The organism is Spiroplasma ixodetis, from assembly GCF_059729505.1.
In genome coordinates this window covers 1,002,960-1,018,719 of record NZ_AP038353.1, presented here as the reverse complement: position 1 = coordinate 1,018,719, position 15,760 = coordinate 1,002,960, and the positions used below count along the sequence as shown (strand labels likewise).

Sequence of the window (15,760 nt, the reverse complement as noted above, 5' to 3'; positions counted from 1 at the left end):
TTGATAAGCAAATTAAAGAAATAAGAATTAAGAGAGAATGTTTGAAACAAACGATAAATAATAATAAAAATATTATTAAATTGTTAAAAATTCAAAAATTAAAAATTATTAAAAAAACTAATATTCTTTTAAAAAACTTATTTTTTGTTAACAATCGATTAATTAAAATTAATAAAGAATTTTTTCAACAGTTAGATAATTTAAAAAATCAAATAGCAAAAATAGTAGATCCTATTAATAACGATTCTTCATTAGAACAAAATTCTTCTGGATATAATAGTGATGATGATAGTGATATTGAAGTAATTTCTGAATATGAGCAAGAAAATGATAATGTAAAAATATATTCAAAGTCAAGCAGTATCAATTTTGAAAGACAATTATCAGATATACCAGAAGAAGAAATTACAATAACATCTTCAAGTAAGGATAGTGGTTTTAATGAAGATGATGATGGCAGTGATATTGAAGTACTTTCTAAATCAGTGGAAGAAGATGCTAAAATATTTGAAAGTTGTTGTTTTAGTCAAAATTTAATAAATAATTTCGCGAAAAGTTTTTCTACAGTACCTCCTATTTTACAACAAAGTATTTTAACTAGTTAAAATACTTTGTTTAAAACATATTAGTGAAAAAAATAAAAATAATAATTAAAAATAAAAAAGTAAGTATAATTTAAGTTAAGTATCATTTTTGTTACTATCATTAATTTTTGTTAATGCTATTTTTTTATATTATAATTTTTATAAGATTTATATTTATTTATAAATCATTTAAGGCTTTTATCCCTTTATGTACTATTTTTAAATTTTATCACATAAATGGAGATAAAAGCCTATCTAGGAAATTATCCCCACATGTATCTAAATCAAACACAAAATTATAGTTTCAAAACTAGCTATCTTATTGAATTTATATGCAGCTTTTTTTGCATATAAATGAATATTGTGTTTTTAAACTTTTATGTGTGTTCGGAAAGTTCGTCGGATGTTTTTTCATTCAGATTCAATCTGGTTTGTGTTTACACCTGTTGATGACACATACCCAACTTCATGATTTACGATTTCATATTTGTGATAGAAGTTTTTGAAACTTCCATATCCCTTCCAATAATCCGTAAATAGACAACACCCAGTAGAAATGTGTTTCAATGCAAATCATAAAAGATTTTTCTCATCTGCTTTTTTCAATACTTTCACAATTATTTTGTTGCTGGTTTTATCATAAACTCCAACAATCAAGGTTTTATTCAACAAGGAAGATCCTTGTTTTTTAAAACCTACATGTGAAAGATAAATTTCATCCATCTGTGCTGTGCCATCATCAATGAACCCTGCATCTTTATTCCAAATTCTAGTTATGATTTCATGACACCATTTTTCAAACTGTTTTATATGTCACACCCAATTCCCTTGCAACATCTATTGATAGTATACCATGCTTTGTGTTTATTCATCTAAAGATGAGATAAAACCAAGATGTCAAATGTGTTTGTGACTTGTGAAAAATGGTGTCATGAAGAATAATAAATGTTTGATGATATTTCAAACATCTTATTCTTCTCAAATCAGAAACATTCAAACTAGAAGAAGCACACCTGGTACATTTCATTACTTTCAACTTCGCTATATATTTCAAACAATCGTTTTCATTTTGAAATATGCTATTGAATTCATTTCAATTCATTTTTTCCTCCACACTAGTACATGTGGGGATAATTTCCTCATTTAATTTTATTAAAAATTCTGACCAGGAATGATTTTAAATGAATATTTTATATAATTTTTATGTTAAAAAAAATTTTTTATGCTTGTTATGTTAAAAATGTTGTTTTACCTATTGATATCATTAGAAATGATAGAAATAAATTAGGTATAAAGAATATTGGTAATATTACTAAATTAAGAAATAATAATGTTCGTACTAAGTCTAAATTAATTCAAAAAGTATTACATAATTTTTATAATGCAAGATTTTTAAGTTTTTTAAATTTAACTTATCACAAAAATGAAACTGATATTAGAAAAGCAAAAAAAGATATTCGTTTATTTTTTATTTTGTTAAAACGTTGATGAAATGACCCTAAGCGTGCTAAATATTTAGGTGAATTGAAATATTTTTATGTTTATGAATATCAAGACCGTGGAGCAGTACATTTTCATATATTATTTAATCGTAAAATACCTTATTCAATGATACGTCAATGATGACCACATGCTGGAAATTCTAAGGGTGTTGATTTAAGAGTTTTTTATAAGGGAACTAATGAATTTGTAGTTAAATATTTAAGTAAATATGTAACAAAAGTACAAGAAAATATTAAATCATTAAATCAAAAAGATGTTGGTATTCAAGCATATTCTTTTAGTCGTAATTGTAGAAATCCGCTTATAGTTCGTGGTACTAAAATGTTAAATTTACAACAATTAGTACAAGCATGTGAAAAAGCAAAAGAATTTTATTTATTTAAAACTAAACCAAATGAACAAGGTAGTACTCAATTAATTGGGGGGAGTTATGATTATAATGTTACTAATGATTATTTTAAAGATTTTCAATATTATGTTAGTTTAGAAAGTTTGCGATTTAGGTATTGATTAAAAAATAATTTTAATAAAAATGATGTTTTAGATTTTCTTTATAAAATTTTTGATAAAAGAAAAATTGAAAAAATATTTTTAAAAAATCGTGTTTTACATTAATTTTAAATTTTTTCAAGTAATATATATACTATATTTGTATTTTTTTGTGTTTTTGTTATACTTTTATTATAGTAATAATTATTATTTTTCTGGTCGGAAATAGTAATGATTACTTTTTATATTTATTGAAATTTTTGTTAAATATGTTATTATATTGTTATAAGTAAATATTTTTTAAAATTATTTTTTAAATAGTATTTAATAGTATTTAACTTATTTGAATTGGTAAAACAGTTCCCGACCAGGAATAGTTAAATACTTCATTTAAAAGTTTCTTTTATTAATTTAATTATTAAATAATTGTTTGCCAATTCTTTTATTATTTTTTTATTAAAATTTATAGAAATGATTGGCAATTTTTATGTTTAAAACTCAATTAGTTAATATTGAAAAAGATAAGATGATACCCGATAAAAATAATCAAGGTAAATTTTTAAATTTTGATGTTTTAACTTTTTTGGAAATTAATAAACAAACAAATATTCCTACTGGTAAGGTAAGGGATAAATGTTATAATCCAACAGTTGTTAATGACTTTTCAAAGTATTTACATAAATTAAATTTAAAAGTTGGTAATTATTATAATTTAGTTTTGGATTTATCCGGTACTATTGTAGATATTACTGAATGAAAATAATAATGTATAAATTAAAAATTAAACAAGGGGTTCATATATGGATTATATATTTTTCATTTTGAACCCCAATGGATTAGATTGTAATTCATATATGAACTTCTTATTTTAATAAAAGTAAGGAGTTTTATTTATGCCTAATGAGTTAGAACAAATTAGTTAAAAGAAAGTAATTATAATTATGGCCAATATTTAAAAGACCCAGTATTAGGTTTTATTAATTATTTGTTATTTAGTAAAAAGTCAGGAATTGACATATGAAATATTAATCAAAGACCAACTACTAAAAATAAAGTTATTAATAGTTATAAAAAGATATTTTTAGGTTTAGGAACAATTGGTTTGATTAATTATGTTAAGTTTGTTCAATATGTAGATAAGTCAGTTTCTTTATTAAGAGATGAACCATTTTTTTCACCACCTTGTCCTACTGAACCACCTAAACCAACGTATCAACAATTTACAACTGTTAAACCGATAATTGATGTTTCTTTTGTAGATTGAGATACTTATATATCTTTAACTAGTTTTGGTATAGTAAATGTTATTAGTGGATTAACTGAATTAATACCTAATAGGTTTCAAAATATAAGAAAGATAGCAAATATGGGTACTGGTGGTTGTTTGATTAGTAGTGGTGTTGCTATGGGTATTAATAATGATTTTAATAATTATTTTGCTATTCCTACGATTATTGCCGGTGCAAGTGAGATTATAAATCAGTTATTGTTACCATTTGTAAATATTAATAATTTTTTTCAAATGCAAGAAGTTTTTACTGATGAAAGAGCAAGATTAATTAATGGTAGTGTTAATGATTATCAAAGTGTGGATGATGATGGTATGGTTGATGTTGATTTAAATTCTGATAGTGTTTCAGATATTAATTTAGATAGAGCAAGTTTAAATTGGGATTATTCTTATGCTTATACATTAGGGGGTAAAAAATAATCGTTAAGTGAATAGTTGTGATAATTGCTGTGCTTGGTACTTCTTCGGCTTTTAAAGGTACTATTAAAAAGTTAGTTTGAAAATTTAAACATAGAAAACACAATGTAGTTGACCCAGATTGTTGATATTGTAAAGAACAAAAGCGTAAAGAAAGAGCACGAAAAGAGTTAGAGGAGGGATGTGATTAGTATGCCAAAAGGATTAAGTGCTTTAATAGAAATGATTGGAGGTATTGGCCAAAAATTATTATAATCTTTTAGTTATGTTTTTAACTGAGTATTTGCTGGTGATTCAATAATGACAAATTGACCGGTTTTAATTCCAATATTTATGATGTTTTTAGTATTTATTAAAGAATTTATTGGAAATATTATTCGTGGATTTAGATAGAAAAAATTAAAATTGTTTTTAGGAGGTAATAGTTATGATTAAATTATTTTTTGCAATAATTTTTGTTTTTCCTTTATTAGGTAAACTTTTACCTTCTTTAAATAATATTGTGCAAAATATTTTGCAAAGTTATATTACTGATTTTTCTGGTTTACATAATTTGTCTTTGGTTATTAAAAGTTTTATTTTTGGTGATAGTTCACAGCAAATAGTTTCTATGCCAGTACCATTATTAGCAATAATTTTAGTTGTTTTTACTTTTTCATTAATTTTAAAGTTATTAAAAATTATATAGGAGTAATCAGTTATGGGTGTTGCTTTTATTTCAAAAGTTTTAGAACTATTTGGACAAATTTTTATGAAATTTTGAAATTTACCAATGGCAGATTTAGGCTTTAATTTAGGTACTTTTGTAGTTTTTATTCTTTTAATTAAATTTGCTATGTCAGTGTTTTTAAGTATTGATATTCAACCAGTTTCTACTAGACAAGGATTTTCAAAAATTAGTAGAGGTTCTAAAAAATTGGGTAAAAGAGTTGCTAGTTCTATTAGAAAGAAAAATAAAAAGAAAGAAGATTAATTATGATGAGTGATTTTGTGAATAGTATATTGCATTTAATTTTTATATTTTCTAATAATGATATTGGTGTATTTTTAAATCAACCAAATATCAATAATGAAGTTTATATTTTATTTAATTTGACTTTTTGGTTAGTATTAGGTGTATTTTTTAATTTTATTTATCGTAGTATTAAATTCATTTTTAAGTCATTGTTTGGGTAGGTGTTAAGTATGAGTGTTTGAGATATTTATAATCAAATTCATAAATGTATAGTTGATTACTGAACTATGTTTATGGGTAATTTAATTGATGATTTTACTACTATTTTATGAAATTTAGTAGTTTATGGAACTCATTTTTTTATTGGATTTATTATATTTTATGGTTTTTGAATAGTTTTAAAAATTTTCATTGGTAAATAATTATGTGATTTAAGTTAGCTAAATTATTTTTTGTTGTAAATACTTCTGTTCAAGCACCTACTAGTTTAATTGCTTCAAATGACCCTAATGTTGTTAATTATGATATTAAAAAAGAAATGATTAAACACGTTAAGTATAATGATTTTAATGATTGAGCAACTATTCCATGAAATTCTGCTTATTTTGATGTTGACCAACCGGATTTAAAATTAGTTAGTGGCGAAATTATAGGTGGTTTAGATAATGATTTGGATGTTGAATATCAAAGTGATGTTGTAGGTGTTAAAAAGATAACACTTAATAATAGAACTGGTGTTTATTCTTCTAGGGGATATCAGTTAGATGATATTTCGGTAATGTTTAGTAATCTGTGTAACTTACAAAAATAACTATGTTTAATTAATTCTAGTAAATAAAATTAAATAACTAGAAAGAGTGATTTACGTATGTCTAAAAAACAAAATATTAATAATAATGATCCAATATCAAAAGCAGTAGATTTATTATTAGAAAATACTGAGGATTTAACAACCGTATTTAAAGAGGGAAGTTTATATAAAGAATTAACAAAAAGATTAGTTGAAAAAATGTTGAATTCTGAAATGCAAAATTATTTAGGATATGAAAAAAATCAACATAATAATAGTGATAATGCTCGCAATGGTATAAATTCAAAAAAATTAATAACCAAACAAGTTAAAATTGAGATTAATGTAACACGAGATCGTAATAGTAATTTTGAGCCAGTAATAGTTTCAAAAAGACAAAGAAGATTTGATGGTTTTGATCAACAAGTTCTTTCATTATATGCCAAAGGCATGACTTTATCAGATATTAGAATGCAGTTACAAGAGTTATATCATGGTGCTGATATTAGTGAAAGTGTTATTAGTCAAATTACTGATGATGTTATTGATGATGTTAAAGCATGACAAAATCGGCCATTAGAAAGTGTTTATCAGATTGTTTATTTTGATTGTATAGTAGTTAAAGTACCACAAGATAAACGCATTATTAACAAATCAGTTTATATAGCATTAGGAGTTGATTTAGAAGGTAAAAAAGATTTTTTAGGTTTATGAATTAGTGAAAATTAAGGTTCTAAGTTTTGATTATCTAATTTCACAAAAATGAAAAATCGAGGCTTAAATGATATTCTTATTGCTTGTAGTGACAATTTAACAGGAATGTCAGAAGCAATACAATCAGTTTATCCTAAAACCGAACATCAATTATGCATAGTTCATCAAATTAGAAATAGTTTAAAATATGTTTCATACAAACATAAAAAATCACTAGTTACAGATTTAAAACTAATTTATAGTGCATGTAGTGAAGAAGAAGCAATGCAAGTTTTAGAAACTTTTGAAAGTAAATGAAATAAACAATATCCTCAAATTGCTAAATCGTGATATAAAAATTGAGATAATTTAATGGTTTTTATTAGTTATCCTGCAGAAATCAAAAGAGTGATTTATACAACAAATGCTATTGAATCTGTTAATAGTCAATTACGAAAAGTTATTAGAAATAAAAAAGTTTTTCCAAATGATATGGTAGTTTTCAAAATATTTTACTTAGCAATTGAAAATATAACAAAAAAATGAACAATGCCCATTCAAAATTGAAATACAGCAATTGCTCATTTTATGATAAAATTTGAAGATATAATTAATCTAAACTAGTAAATTTGTAAAACAAAGATACACAGATTATTAAAAAGCCTCGGTTATTCGCCCAATGCTGTTAGTGAACTAGCAGTAAGTATGGGAAACGGCTTACTTCGAAATTTATTTTATAGTGCTAATCATCAACAAAACCATAATTTTAAAATTGATGATTTTGTTTTTTCCAAAGAAATTCGTAATTCAACAATAGGTATTATCGGAACTGGCCGTATTGGTTATCAAGCAGCTAAGGCATGACATGGAATGGGAGCAAAGGTATTGAAATATGATATTTATGAAAGTGATCAAGCAAAAAGTATTCTAACTTATTGTGATTTAAAAAATTTACTTAAAGAATCGGATTTAATTTCATTACATTGTCCATATATTAAAGAAGAAAATTATCATTTAGTTGACAAAAATTTTTTAGCAAAATGAAGCCTGGATCAGTTTTAATTAATGTAGCTCGTGGTGAATTAATGGATTTAGAAGCAGTTTATGATGCAATTAAAATTGGTCATTTAAAAGGTGCTGGTTTAGATTTTTTAGAAAATGAAATCAAAGTTTTTTTTCAAAGATTTTGCTGGAAAACCAACTCCCGATAATATTACAAATAAATTATTATCATTATATCCGCGTATTATTGTGACACCACATATTGGATCATATACTGATGAAGCTGTTAAAAATATGATTGAAATTACTTATGAAAATTTAAAAGTAATTTTATCTGGTCAAGAATTTAAAAATAAAATTTAATTTAATAATTGATTATAGTTATTTTACATACTGTATATGAAAAAAATAATATGAATTTTAATATATACTGATGTATTATGTTATAATAACATCAAACTTAATATTACCTATTTACTTTAAAATAAAGTAAATAGGTTTTTTATTCTAAATTTCAAATAAGAAAAATTAAAAGATATGTCTGTTATAGAAAAAAAGAGAAAAATTAAATAATAAAGTAAAAATAATGTTACTTCCATTGAACTTATTGCAGTGGGTGCTGCAGCGGGTAGCACTATTGGAGTTGTTACTGGTGCTGCAAAAAATTGTTGGTATTGGTGTTGCGGCTGTTAATTTAGTTGCTTCTACGGTTCCTAATGTTGCTACTATTGTTACTGGTGATGATGGCAGTGATGTTGCAAAAGTTGCTACTAATGTAGCCTCTATTACTTGTGCAGCCGGAGGAGTTGCTATTCTTGGTACTTATACTGTTATTGGTTTAGTTGCTGGGGGGGCTGCTGTTGGTGCCATTAGTGGTGCTATCGGTGGTGGTTTTGAAATAACTCAAATGTTAGCAAAAAAAGATGATTAAAAACAAGAAGAGCAAAAATTAGATTTTGAAGGTTCAAAAAAAATTATAAATTCAAATTTAGAAAATTTATATTCTTCAACAAGTGTATACAATTCTAATACATCAACAATGTAAAAAGTAATTTATTAAAACACATTAATTTCTTCTTTATTAAAAAAATATATTTTATTTTTTAAATTTATAGTAGAAAAATGAAAAAATTATTCTTTTTATTACACATTTTTACACTAATAATTTTATATTTATTTTATTTATTAAAAATAAAATAAATAATTGTTTTTTTTAAAAATATTATATAATTTTATTTGTATTATTTAACTTAAAGTTTAGTATAAATAAACAAAATGAGAAAATAATCAATATGAAAATTGGAAGAAAGTTAAAAACTTTAAGATTGAAACACAATTTAACTATGGAAGAGTTAGGGAAACGTTGTGATTTATCAAAGGGATTTATTAGTCAGTTAGAGCATGATGTTTCTTCACTCAGTATTGAAACACTAAAAAGTATTTTAGATATTTTTGATTGTCCATTATCAATCTTTTTTGCTGGTGAAGTAAAAGAAAAAATAGTTTTTAAATCACAAGATGTTACTGTTAGTGACGAAGAAGATTATCAAATAAAATGAATTATTCCTAATGCTCAAAAATTAACATTAGAACCAGTAATTTTAACTTTAAAACCATTTGGTAATTCAAATAAAATTCCGCCATTTCAAGGTCAGATCTTTGGATATGTATTAAGTGGAAAAGTATTTGTTCATTATGGTGCAACGAGAGTAAAAGCAGTAGCTAATGAAGCATTTTATATTAAAGGTAATGAAAAACATTATTTAGAAAATCCCAATAATTCAATTGCAACTATTTTATGAGTTTCAAATCCGCCAATTTTTTAAACCATTTAAAGGAGGAAATTATGAGTGTAAATATTTTAGAATTACGTAATATTACCAAAGAATATGATGGTAAAGTTGTTTTAAAAGGAATTAGTTTAAATATTCATGAAGGTGAATTTCTTACCATTCTTGGTCCTAGTGGTTGTGGTAAAACAACATTATTAAGGATTATTGCTGGTTTTGAACAACAAAACAATGGTCAATTATTGTTTAAAGGTAAGGATTTAACTAAAATTCCAATTCATAAAAGAGAAATAAATACTATTTTTCAAAATTATGCTTTATTTCCACATTTAAATGTTTTTGATAATATTGCTTATGGTTTAAAGTTAAGAAAAATTGATCGTGAAAAAATCAAAAAAGAAGTTAAAAAAGCTTTAGATTTGGTTAAATTAAATGGTATGGAAGATAAAGATGTTAATGATTTATCTGGTGGTCAAAAACAAAGAGTAGCAGTAGCTAGAGCATTAGTTCTTAATCCTAAAATTTTATTATTAGATGAACCTTTTGCTGCTTTGGATTTGAAATTACGTCAACAAATGCAAGTAGAATTAAAAAAAATTCAAGAAGAAATTAATATTACTTTTATCTTTATTACTCATGATCAAGAAGAAGCATTTATTATGTCAGATCGGGTAGTTGTTTTAAATCAAGGTCAAATTCAACAAATTGGGACACCACAAGATATTTACAATGAACCCGAAAATAAATGAACATCACAGTTTGTTGGTAGCTCGAATGTTATTGAAAATGGTTTATTTGTTAATGATTATTGTGTTTGTTTTGACGGTAAAAAATTTGCATGCTCTGATACTGGTTTTGGTGAACAAGAACGTAATATTGATATTGTTATTCGACCAGAAGATATTGATTTAGTTAATGCAGGTAGTGGTTTTTTTGATGGAACTATTAAAACTATTACTTTTAAAGGATTATTATGAGAAATTGAAATTATTGCTAATAAACGCAAATGGATAGTTCATACTACTGATAATTTTGAAGTAGGTAACCGTGTTGGTTTAAAATGAAATGTTGAAGATATTCATGTTATGTGAAAAGAAATTGAAGAGTAAAATGAAAAATTTGTTTAAACGTAATATTAAAACACAAATTTTAAAATCACAAGATATGTTAGTTAATAATTCAAATCCAGAAAAAATTATTGATAATCAAAATAAAAAAAAGTATAGATTTAAAAAATGGTTTAAACTTAAAAAAAATAATGTTTCTTTACAAGAGGTAGCAAAAAATAAATCGAAAATGAAACGAGTAAAAAAGAAAAAAGCATTGTTATGTTGAAAAAAAACAAACCAAAAAATAACTTTTATTAAAAATAAAATCAAAGATAAATCAGTAAATTTTGGTTTTAAATCATGAGTTACGCTTGCTTATCCATATTTATTGGTGATGGTAATTTTAATTGTATTGCCATTATTAATTGTAATTTTATATTCAATTATTAAAGCAACTAATAATGCTTGAATATTTCGTTTTACATTTAGTAATTTTAATGATTTTTTTAAAGAAAATAGATATGTTATGATTTTATTACGTTCAATTGGTTATTCATTTGTTGCCACTTTAATTGCTGTTATTTTTGGTTATCCCATTGCTTATATTATGGCTTTTATGTCCACAAAAATTGCTTCAAAAAATATTTGAGTTTTAGTTACTTTACCAATTTGAATTAACATTTTATTACGTACAATTGGATTACAAATTATTTTTAGTATTTTAGGTCCTAATGTTTTATTAGGAACTCCAATTGGTATTATTTTAGCAATGGTTTATATGTTTATGCCTTTCGTTATTTTACCAATTTATAATTCTTTAGAAAAAACAGATCGCAATTTATTAGAAGCAAGTCAAGATTTAGGAGCTTCTAAGATGAAAACATTTTGAAAAGTTACTTTTCGTTTTTCAGTGCCTGGTATTGTTTCTGGTTTTACTTTGATGATGTTAAGTGCTATGACTTCACTAGTAGTAGTTAAATATATTGGTGAAGGAAAAACTATTTTAATTGCAAATATTATTGAGTCATATTTTTATCGTGGTGCTAATTTTGCTTATGGTGCTGCTATTTCTGTTATTTTAGGTATTATTGTTTTAATTATTATTTTTACTTTAAAAGCGATTGATAGTTGAACTACTGGTAAAAAAATAGGAGGTATTAATTAATGAGATCTTTTTTTAAAAATAGTTATTTAGCTATTATCTTTTTATTATTTTATACTCCAATTTTAGTTTTAATGATATTCTCTTTTAATGGTGGTGATTCAGTTCGCAGTTGAAATTCTTGATCATTGCAGCCTTATTACGATTTATTTCAACAAAGTGAACTTTGAGAATCGGTTAGTGTAACATTAATTGTTGCTTTTATTTCTACTTTTGTTGCTGTTATTATTGGTACGTTTGCTGCTTTGGGTTTAAGTAAAACAAAAAAAATAACACGTAACATTACTTTAGGGATTACTAATATTCCTTTAGTTAATGCTGATATTGTTACTGCTGTTTCTTTAATGTTATTATTTATGGCATTTGGTGTTAGTTTTGGTCTTGGAACATTAATTTTCGCTCATATTTCTTTTAATATTCCTTATGTTATTATTACTGTTTTACCAAAAATTAGATCAATAAATATGTCACAATTAGAAGCAAGTCAAGATTTAGGAGCGACCCCTTGATATACGCTACTTAAAATTGTATTACCAACAATTAAACCAGCAATAATTGCCGGTTCAGCTATTGCGTTTGCTATGAGTTTTGATGATTTTTTAATTTCTTATTTTACTGGTGGTAATACTTCTAACGTTTCAACTTTTATTTATTCTTTAAAACGAATTAAGCCTTATATTAATGCTTTTTCAACAATTATTATTTTATTAATTGCAGTACTTATTATTTCTTGAAATACTTATGTTCTTTGCAAAAAACAAATTAAACAACGTAATGAAAAAATTGATAAAGGTATTTATCATGATAAAAAAATTATTAAAACTGAGAAGTTGTTAACTAAATATTATTTACAATTAAATAGTTTTAACTATAAAAAGGTTAAGAGTAAAGATAGAAAGCGTAAATCATTATATAGTGATGGTAATTTTGAAATTGTAACTGAGCAAGATATTATTAAAATTCAAGATTATATTAAAAATCACCCAAAACTTATTAATCAAATTTCTAAACTTGAAGCAAAACTTGAGATGCAATCAATTTGAATTGAACATATAAAGAATAAGATTAAAAAAAAGAAAGAGTTAAAAGAAGAACGCTCAAAATCAAGAAGAGAGAAGTATCGTTTTTTACTATGACCGTGAAAATTAATTATGATTAGTATCATCTTATTATCAAGTTTTATTAGTTTGGGTGCTTTCTATATTTATACTAATGTTTATGATTTATCAATTGCTAATTGAGGCGAATATATGAATCCCAATATTTTAAAAGAATTTGAAAATAAATATCAAGTTAAAATAAAATATTCAACTTTTGATGATAATGAATCATTGTATGCTAAATTGTATACTACTAGTTATGATGTAATGGTTCCTAGTGATTATATGGTTGCTAAATTAGCAAGTGAAGATAAACTTTTTCCAATTGCAACAAAAAATTCTGCAGGTGATATTGAGTATGATAGTAGAATTGATTTTAATCCAAAAGAAGATATTAATCATGATTTATATGAATTAATGAATAAATATCCAATTGAAAATAGTGATGGAATTTTAAATAAATTTGGTTTAAATAGTTATAGTATTCCTTATTTTTGAGGTGATGTTGTATTAGTAATTAATACTACTAATGCAAATATCATTCGTGATCTTGGTATTAATGATGATGGTTCAAATGTTCAATGAAGTGTTTTAACAGATGCTGCAAAATTGGGTAAACGTATCGTTTTAAATGATGATATGTATAACTTATTTATGACTGCGCTTACTGATTTACACTATAAAAATAAATGAGGAGAAAATACTGGTTCAGGTCAATATAATCAAGTAGGAAATGAATTTTCTGATAATATTAATGCTCATAGTTCAATCGAAATTAAAGATGCAACTGATTGGTTAGAACCAGTTATCAAAAATAAAAATACAAAATTATTAAATGATGATATTGTTGATGAAATTAGCGATAAAAATAAATGGGATGTAGCAATGATGTATAACGGTGATTTATTATCTGCAATTGCTGATAATCCTGATCTTTATAATGGTAAGTACCTTGTTGTTAGACCATATATGGGAACTAATGTTTGAAATGATGATATGGTAATTAGTAAAGATTCTCCTCATAAAGATTTAGCTTTTAAATTTATTAATTATATAATGCAAAAACAAACACAAGTTGATTTAAGTAGTGAATTTGGTTATACCTCACCTTTACAAGCAACTATGGATGAAGTTAGTACTAATTTTTCAACAGAAATTTGAAAGCATGTATATATTCCAAAAGATGGCCAATTACCCGATCCATTAGTTCCAAGTAAGCATCACGAAGGATATTTTAACGGTTTATATACTCGTAGTTTTGACCAACAAATGCAAACTGCTTATAATAGATTATTAGCACGTTAATAAAATAATGGATGGGTTACACTTTATTGGACACTAATTACGTAAACAAGTGAACAAATTAGTTAAAAGAAAGAAATTATAATTATGGCCAATATTAATTCATATTCAAATGAATTAAAAAAACAAATAGTAACTTTATATCAAAGTGATAAGTCAGTGTCTTGTCTTGCTAAAGAGTACAATGTTACAAGAGCAGCTACTTATAATTGAATTAAGCAATTTACTAATTCAGGCAGTTTTAAAACCAAAGATAACCGTTCTATTGAAGAAAATGAATTAATTAAATTAAGAAAAGAATTAAAACAATTACGAATGGAAAATGATATTTTAAAGCAAGCAGCACTAATAATAGGCAGAAAATAGAAATTATTACTAAAAATAAAGTTAAATATAAAATTCGTACAATGTGTCGTTTTTTAAAAATATCTAAATCAACATATTATTTTAATTTCAAGAAAAAAGAAGATAAAATTCAAAATAATATGTATGATGAAGTTGTTATTAGTGCTTTTAAAGAAAATAAAGAAACTTATGGAACAAGAAGATTAAAAGTTTTTCTAAAAGAAAAGAAAATTAATTTATCAAGACGAAAAATTAAAAAAATTATGAATAAACATAATTTAATATCAAAATACACTAAATTATCATACAAAAATTATCATAATAAAGTCAATGATATTCAAATTACTAATCTTGTTAATAGAGACTTTAATAATAGGCTTAAAAATGAAGTTATTGTTAGTGATTTAACTTATGTTCAAGTTAATGGTAAATGAAACTATATTTGCTTATTAATCGACCTGTACAATCGCGAAATTATTGGACATATTGTAGGTACTAAAAAAGATGCATCATTAGTATATCAAGCATTTATGTGCTCAAATCGTTGTTTAAAAAATATTCAAATATTTCATAGCGATCGCGGTAATGAATTTAATAATAAAACTATTGATAAACTTTTATTAGCCTTCAATATTACCCGCTCTTTAAGCAAAAAAAGGTTGTCCTTATGATAACGCTGTTGCTGAAGCAACTTTCAAAACTTTCAAAACAGAGTTTATTAATGATAAAAATTTTACATCATTAATCCAATTAAAATTAGAATTATTTGATTATATTAATTGATACAACAACATAAGAATCCACAGCACTCTAAACTACTTAACCCCCATAAAACACCAAGCACAAATGTCTACCAAAAAACAGTCCTAAAAAAGGTTTCCGTTCCATAAATTGTAATATTAAGTTTAAAAAAATATAAAAAAATATTGTAACTTATAGTATAATTTAATACGAAAGGGGTTAATTCATTGTGGCACGTCGTAAAAAGTGAGAAAAAGAAGACAAAGAAAAAATATGAAACTATTCTATTCAAAAAATGGAGAAATATTTTAAAGGATTATCTGAATTTTGAACATTGAATGTGCAAGTTCCTTGTCCGTGATGTTGTTTGCCAATGATAAAAGGTGCTTATCAAGGTGAACAACCAACTTCAGCATTTGCTTGAAATATTGATCACATTGATGGTGATCCAAATAATAATAGTTTAGAAAATTTACAACCAATGCATGTTGAATGTAATATTAAAAAAAATTAATCATAAATTAAAAATTCAATAGCATATTTCAAA

At 24.6% G+C, this 15,760-nt stretch carries 19 protein-coding genes and 3 pseudogenes; 20 read left to right on the top strand and 2 right to left on the bottom strand.

Going from position 1 to position 15,760, the window contains the following annotated elements:
- The first annotated feature begins 41 nt into the window (after positions 1 to 41).
- Both AC6I4F_RS06600 and AC6I4F_RS06595 read left to right on the top strand, forming a co-directional pair.
- Positions 42 to 605 carry a hypothetical protein gene (locus AC6I4F_RS06600; RefSeq protein WP_497873266.1) on the top strand — a complete coding sequence of 188 codons (564 nt, stop codon included), beginning with the start codon at positions 42 to 44 and terminating at the stop codon, positions 603 to 605.
- Between the two features lie 113 nt (positions 606 to 718).
- Entirely contained in the window at positions 719 to 886 is a 168-nt protein-coding gene (locus AC6I4F_RS06595) for a hypothetical protein (protein WP_497873265.1), read from the top strand.
- Positions 887 to 953: 67 nt separating this feature from the next.
- Here AC6I4F_RS06595 and AC6I4F_RS06590 read toward each other — a convergent pair whose 3' ends face one another.
- Together AC6I4F_RS06590 and AC6I4F_RS06585 are read right to left on the bottom strand one after the other, a co-directional pair.
- Positions 954 to 1,421 carry a transposase gene (locus tag AC6I4F_RS06590; RefSeq protein WP_497873264.1) on the bottom strand — a complete coding sequence of 156 codons (468 nt, stop codon included), beginning with the start codon at positions 1,419 to 1,421 and terminating at the stop codon, positions 954 to 956.
- On the bottom strand, positions 1,354 to 1,686 hold the full coding sequence (locus AC6I4F_RS06585) for a hypothetical protein (protein ID WP_497873263.1): 333 nt from the start codon (positions 1,684 to 1,686) through the stop codon (positions 1,354 to 1,356). Before AC6I4F_RS06585 ends, AC6I4F_RS06590 begins: the two co-directional genes overlap by 68 nt.
- 101 nt (positions 1,687 to 1,787) lie before the next feature.
- Here AC6I4F_RS06585 and AC6I4F_RS06580 point away from each other — a divergent pair, with 101 nt between their 5' ends.
- From AC6I4F_RS06580 to AC6I4F_RS06495, 18 genes and pseudogenes are all read left to right on the top strand, one after another.
- Positions 1,788 to 2,702: a rolling circle replication-associated protein gene (locus AC6I4F_RS06580; RefSeq protein WP_497873262.1), complete on the top strand. Its 915-nt coding sequence runs from the start codon at positions 1,788 to 1,790 to the stop codon at positions 2,700 to 2,702.
- A 361-nt stretch (positions 2,703 to 3,063) separates the two neighbouring features.
- Complete coding sequence (locus tag AC6I4F_RS06575) at positions 3,064 to 3,339, top strand: hypothetical protein (protein ID WP_174481169.1); 276 nt, start codon at positions 3,064 to 3,066, stop codon at positions 3,337 to 3,339.
- A 222-nt stretch (positions 3,340 to 3,561) separates the two neighbouring features.
- Positions 3,562 to 4,287 carry a hypothetical protein gene (locus AC6I4F_RS06570; protein WP_497873261.1) on the top strand — a complete coding sequence of 242 codons (726 nt, stop codon included), beginning with the start codon at positions 3,562 to 3,564 and terminating at the stop codon, positions 4,285 to 4,287.
- A 17-nt stretch (positions 4,288 to 4,304) separates the two neighbouring features.
- Entirely contained in the window at positions 4,305 to 4,475 is a 171-nt protein-coding gene (locus tag AC6I4F_RS06565) for a hypothetical protein (RefSeq protein WP_497873260.1), read from the top strand.
- Positions 4,476 to 4,711: 236 nt separating this feature from the next.
- A complete protein-coding gene (locus tag AC6I4F_RS06560; RefSeq protein WP_497873259.1) occupies positions 4,712 to 4,972 on the top strand; it encodes a hypothetical protein in 261 nt (86 codons plus the stop codon).
- Between the two features lie 12 nt (positions 4,973 to 4,984).
- Positions 4,985 to 5,257, top strand: coding sequence for a hypothetical protein (locus AC6I4F_RS06555; protein WP_497873258.1), 273 nt, complete (start codon positions 4,985 to 4,987; stop codon positions 5,255 to 5,257).
- A 212-nt stretch (positions 5,258 to 5,469) separates the two neighbouring features.
- Complete coding sequence (locus tag AC6I4F_RS06550; RefSeq protein WP_497873257.1) at positions 5,470 to 5,661, top strand: hypothetical protein; 192 nt, start codon at positions 5,470 to 5,472, stop codon at positions 5,659 to 5,661.
- 2 nt (positions 5,662 to 5,663) lie between these two features.
- The gene (locus AC6I4F_RS06545) at positions 5,664 to 6,050 is read left to right on the top strand and encodes a hypothetical protein (RefSeq protein ID WP_497873256.1); all 387 of its coding nucleotides are present in this window, start codon (positions 5,664 to 5,666) and stop codon (positions 6,048 to 6,050) included.
- Between the two features lie 57 nt (positions 6,051 to 6,107).
- A pseudogene (locus tag AC6I4F_RS06540) lies at positions 6,108 to 7,346 on the top strand (IS256 family transposase).
- 81 nt (positions 7,347 to 7,427) lie between these two features.
- Positions 7,428 to 7,933 (top strand): annotated as a pseudogene (locus tag AC6I4F_RS06535) (NAD(P)-dependent oxidoreductase).
- On the top strand, positions 7,881 to 8,087 hold the full coding sequence (locus tag AC6I4F_RS06530) for a hypothetical protein (RefSeq protein ID WP_497873255.1): 207 nt from the start codon (positions 7,881 to 7,883) through the stop codon (positions 8,085 to 8,087). The pseudogene AC6I4F_RS06535 and the gene AC6I4F_RS06530 overlap by 53 nt, the downstream one beginning before the upstream one ends.
- Before the next feature lie 289 nt (positions 8,088 to 8,376).
- Positions 8,377 to 8,655, top strand: a complete 279-nt coding sequence (locus tag AC6I4F_RS06525; RefSeq protein WP_497873254.1) for a hypothetical protein — start codon at positions 8,377 to 8,379, stop codon at positions 8,653 to 8,655.
- A 361-nt stretch (positions 8,656 to 9,016) separates the two neighbouring features.
- Entirely contained in the window at positions 9,017 to 9,550 is a 534-nt protein-coding gene (locus tag AC6I4F_RS06520) for a helix-turn-helix domain-containing protein (RefSeq protein WP_497873253.1), read from the top strand.
- A gap of 20 nt (positions 9,551 to 9,570) precedes the next feature.
- Positions 9,571 to 10,623: a spermidine/putrescine ABC transporter ATP-binding protein gene (gene potA / locus AC6I4F_RS06515; protein WP_497873252.1), complete on the top strand. Its 1,053-nt coding sequence runs from the start codon at positions 9,571 to 9,573 to the stop codon at positions 10,621 to 10,623.
- 1 nt (position 10,624) lies between these two features.
- Entirely contained in the window at positions 10,625 to 11,728 is a 1,104-nt protein-coding gene (gene potB / locus AC6I4F_RS06510; protein WP_497873251.1) for a spermidine/putrescine ABC transporter permease, read from the top strand.
- Positions 11,728 to 14,130 (top strand): extracellular solute-binding protein, encoded by a 2,403-nt coding sequence (locus tag AC6I4F_RS06505; RefSeq protein ID WP_497873250.1) that lies wholly within the window; start codon positions 11,728 to 11,730, stop codon positions 14,128 to 14,130. Before potB ends, AC6I4F_RS06505 begins: the two co-directional genes overlap by 1 nt.
- 84 nt (positions 14,131 to 14,214) lie before the next feature.
- Positions 14,215 to 15,342: pseudogene (locus AC6I4F_RS06500) on the top strand (IS3 family transposase).
- A 100-nt stretch (positions 15,343 to 15,442) separates the two neighbouring features.
- Positions 15,443 to 15,727: an HNH endonuclease signature motif containing protein gene (locus tag AC6I4F_RS06495; protein ID WP_497873249.1), complete on the top strand. Its 285-nt coding sequence runs from the start codon at positions 15,443 to 15,445 to the stop codon at positions 15,725 to 15,727.
- Positions 15,728 to 15,760 lie beyond the last annotated feature (33 nt).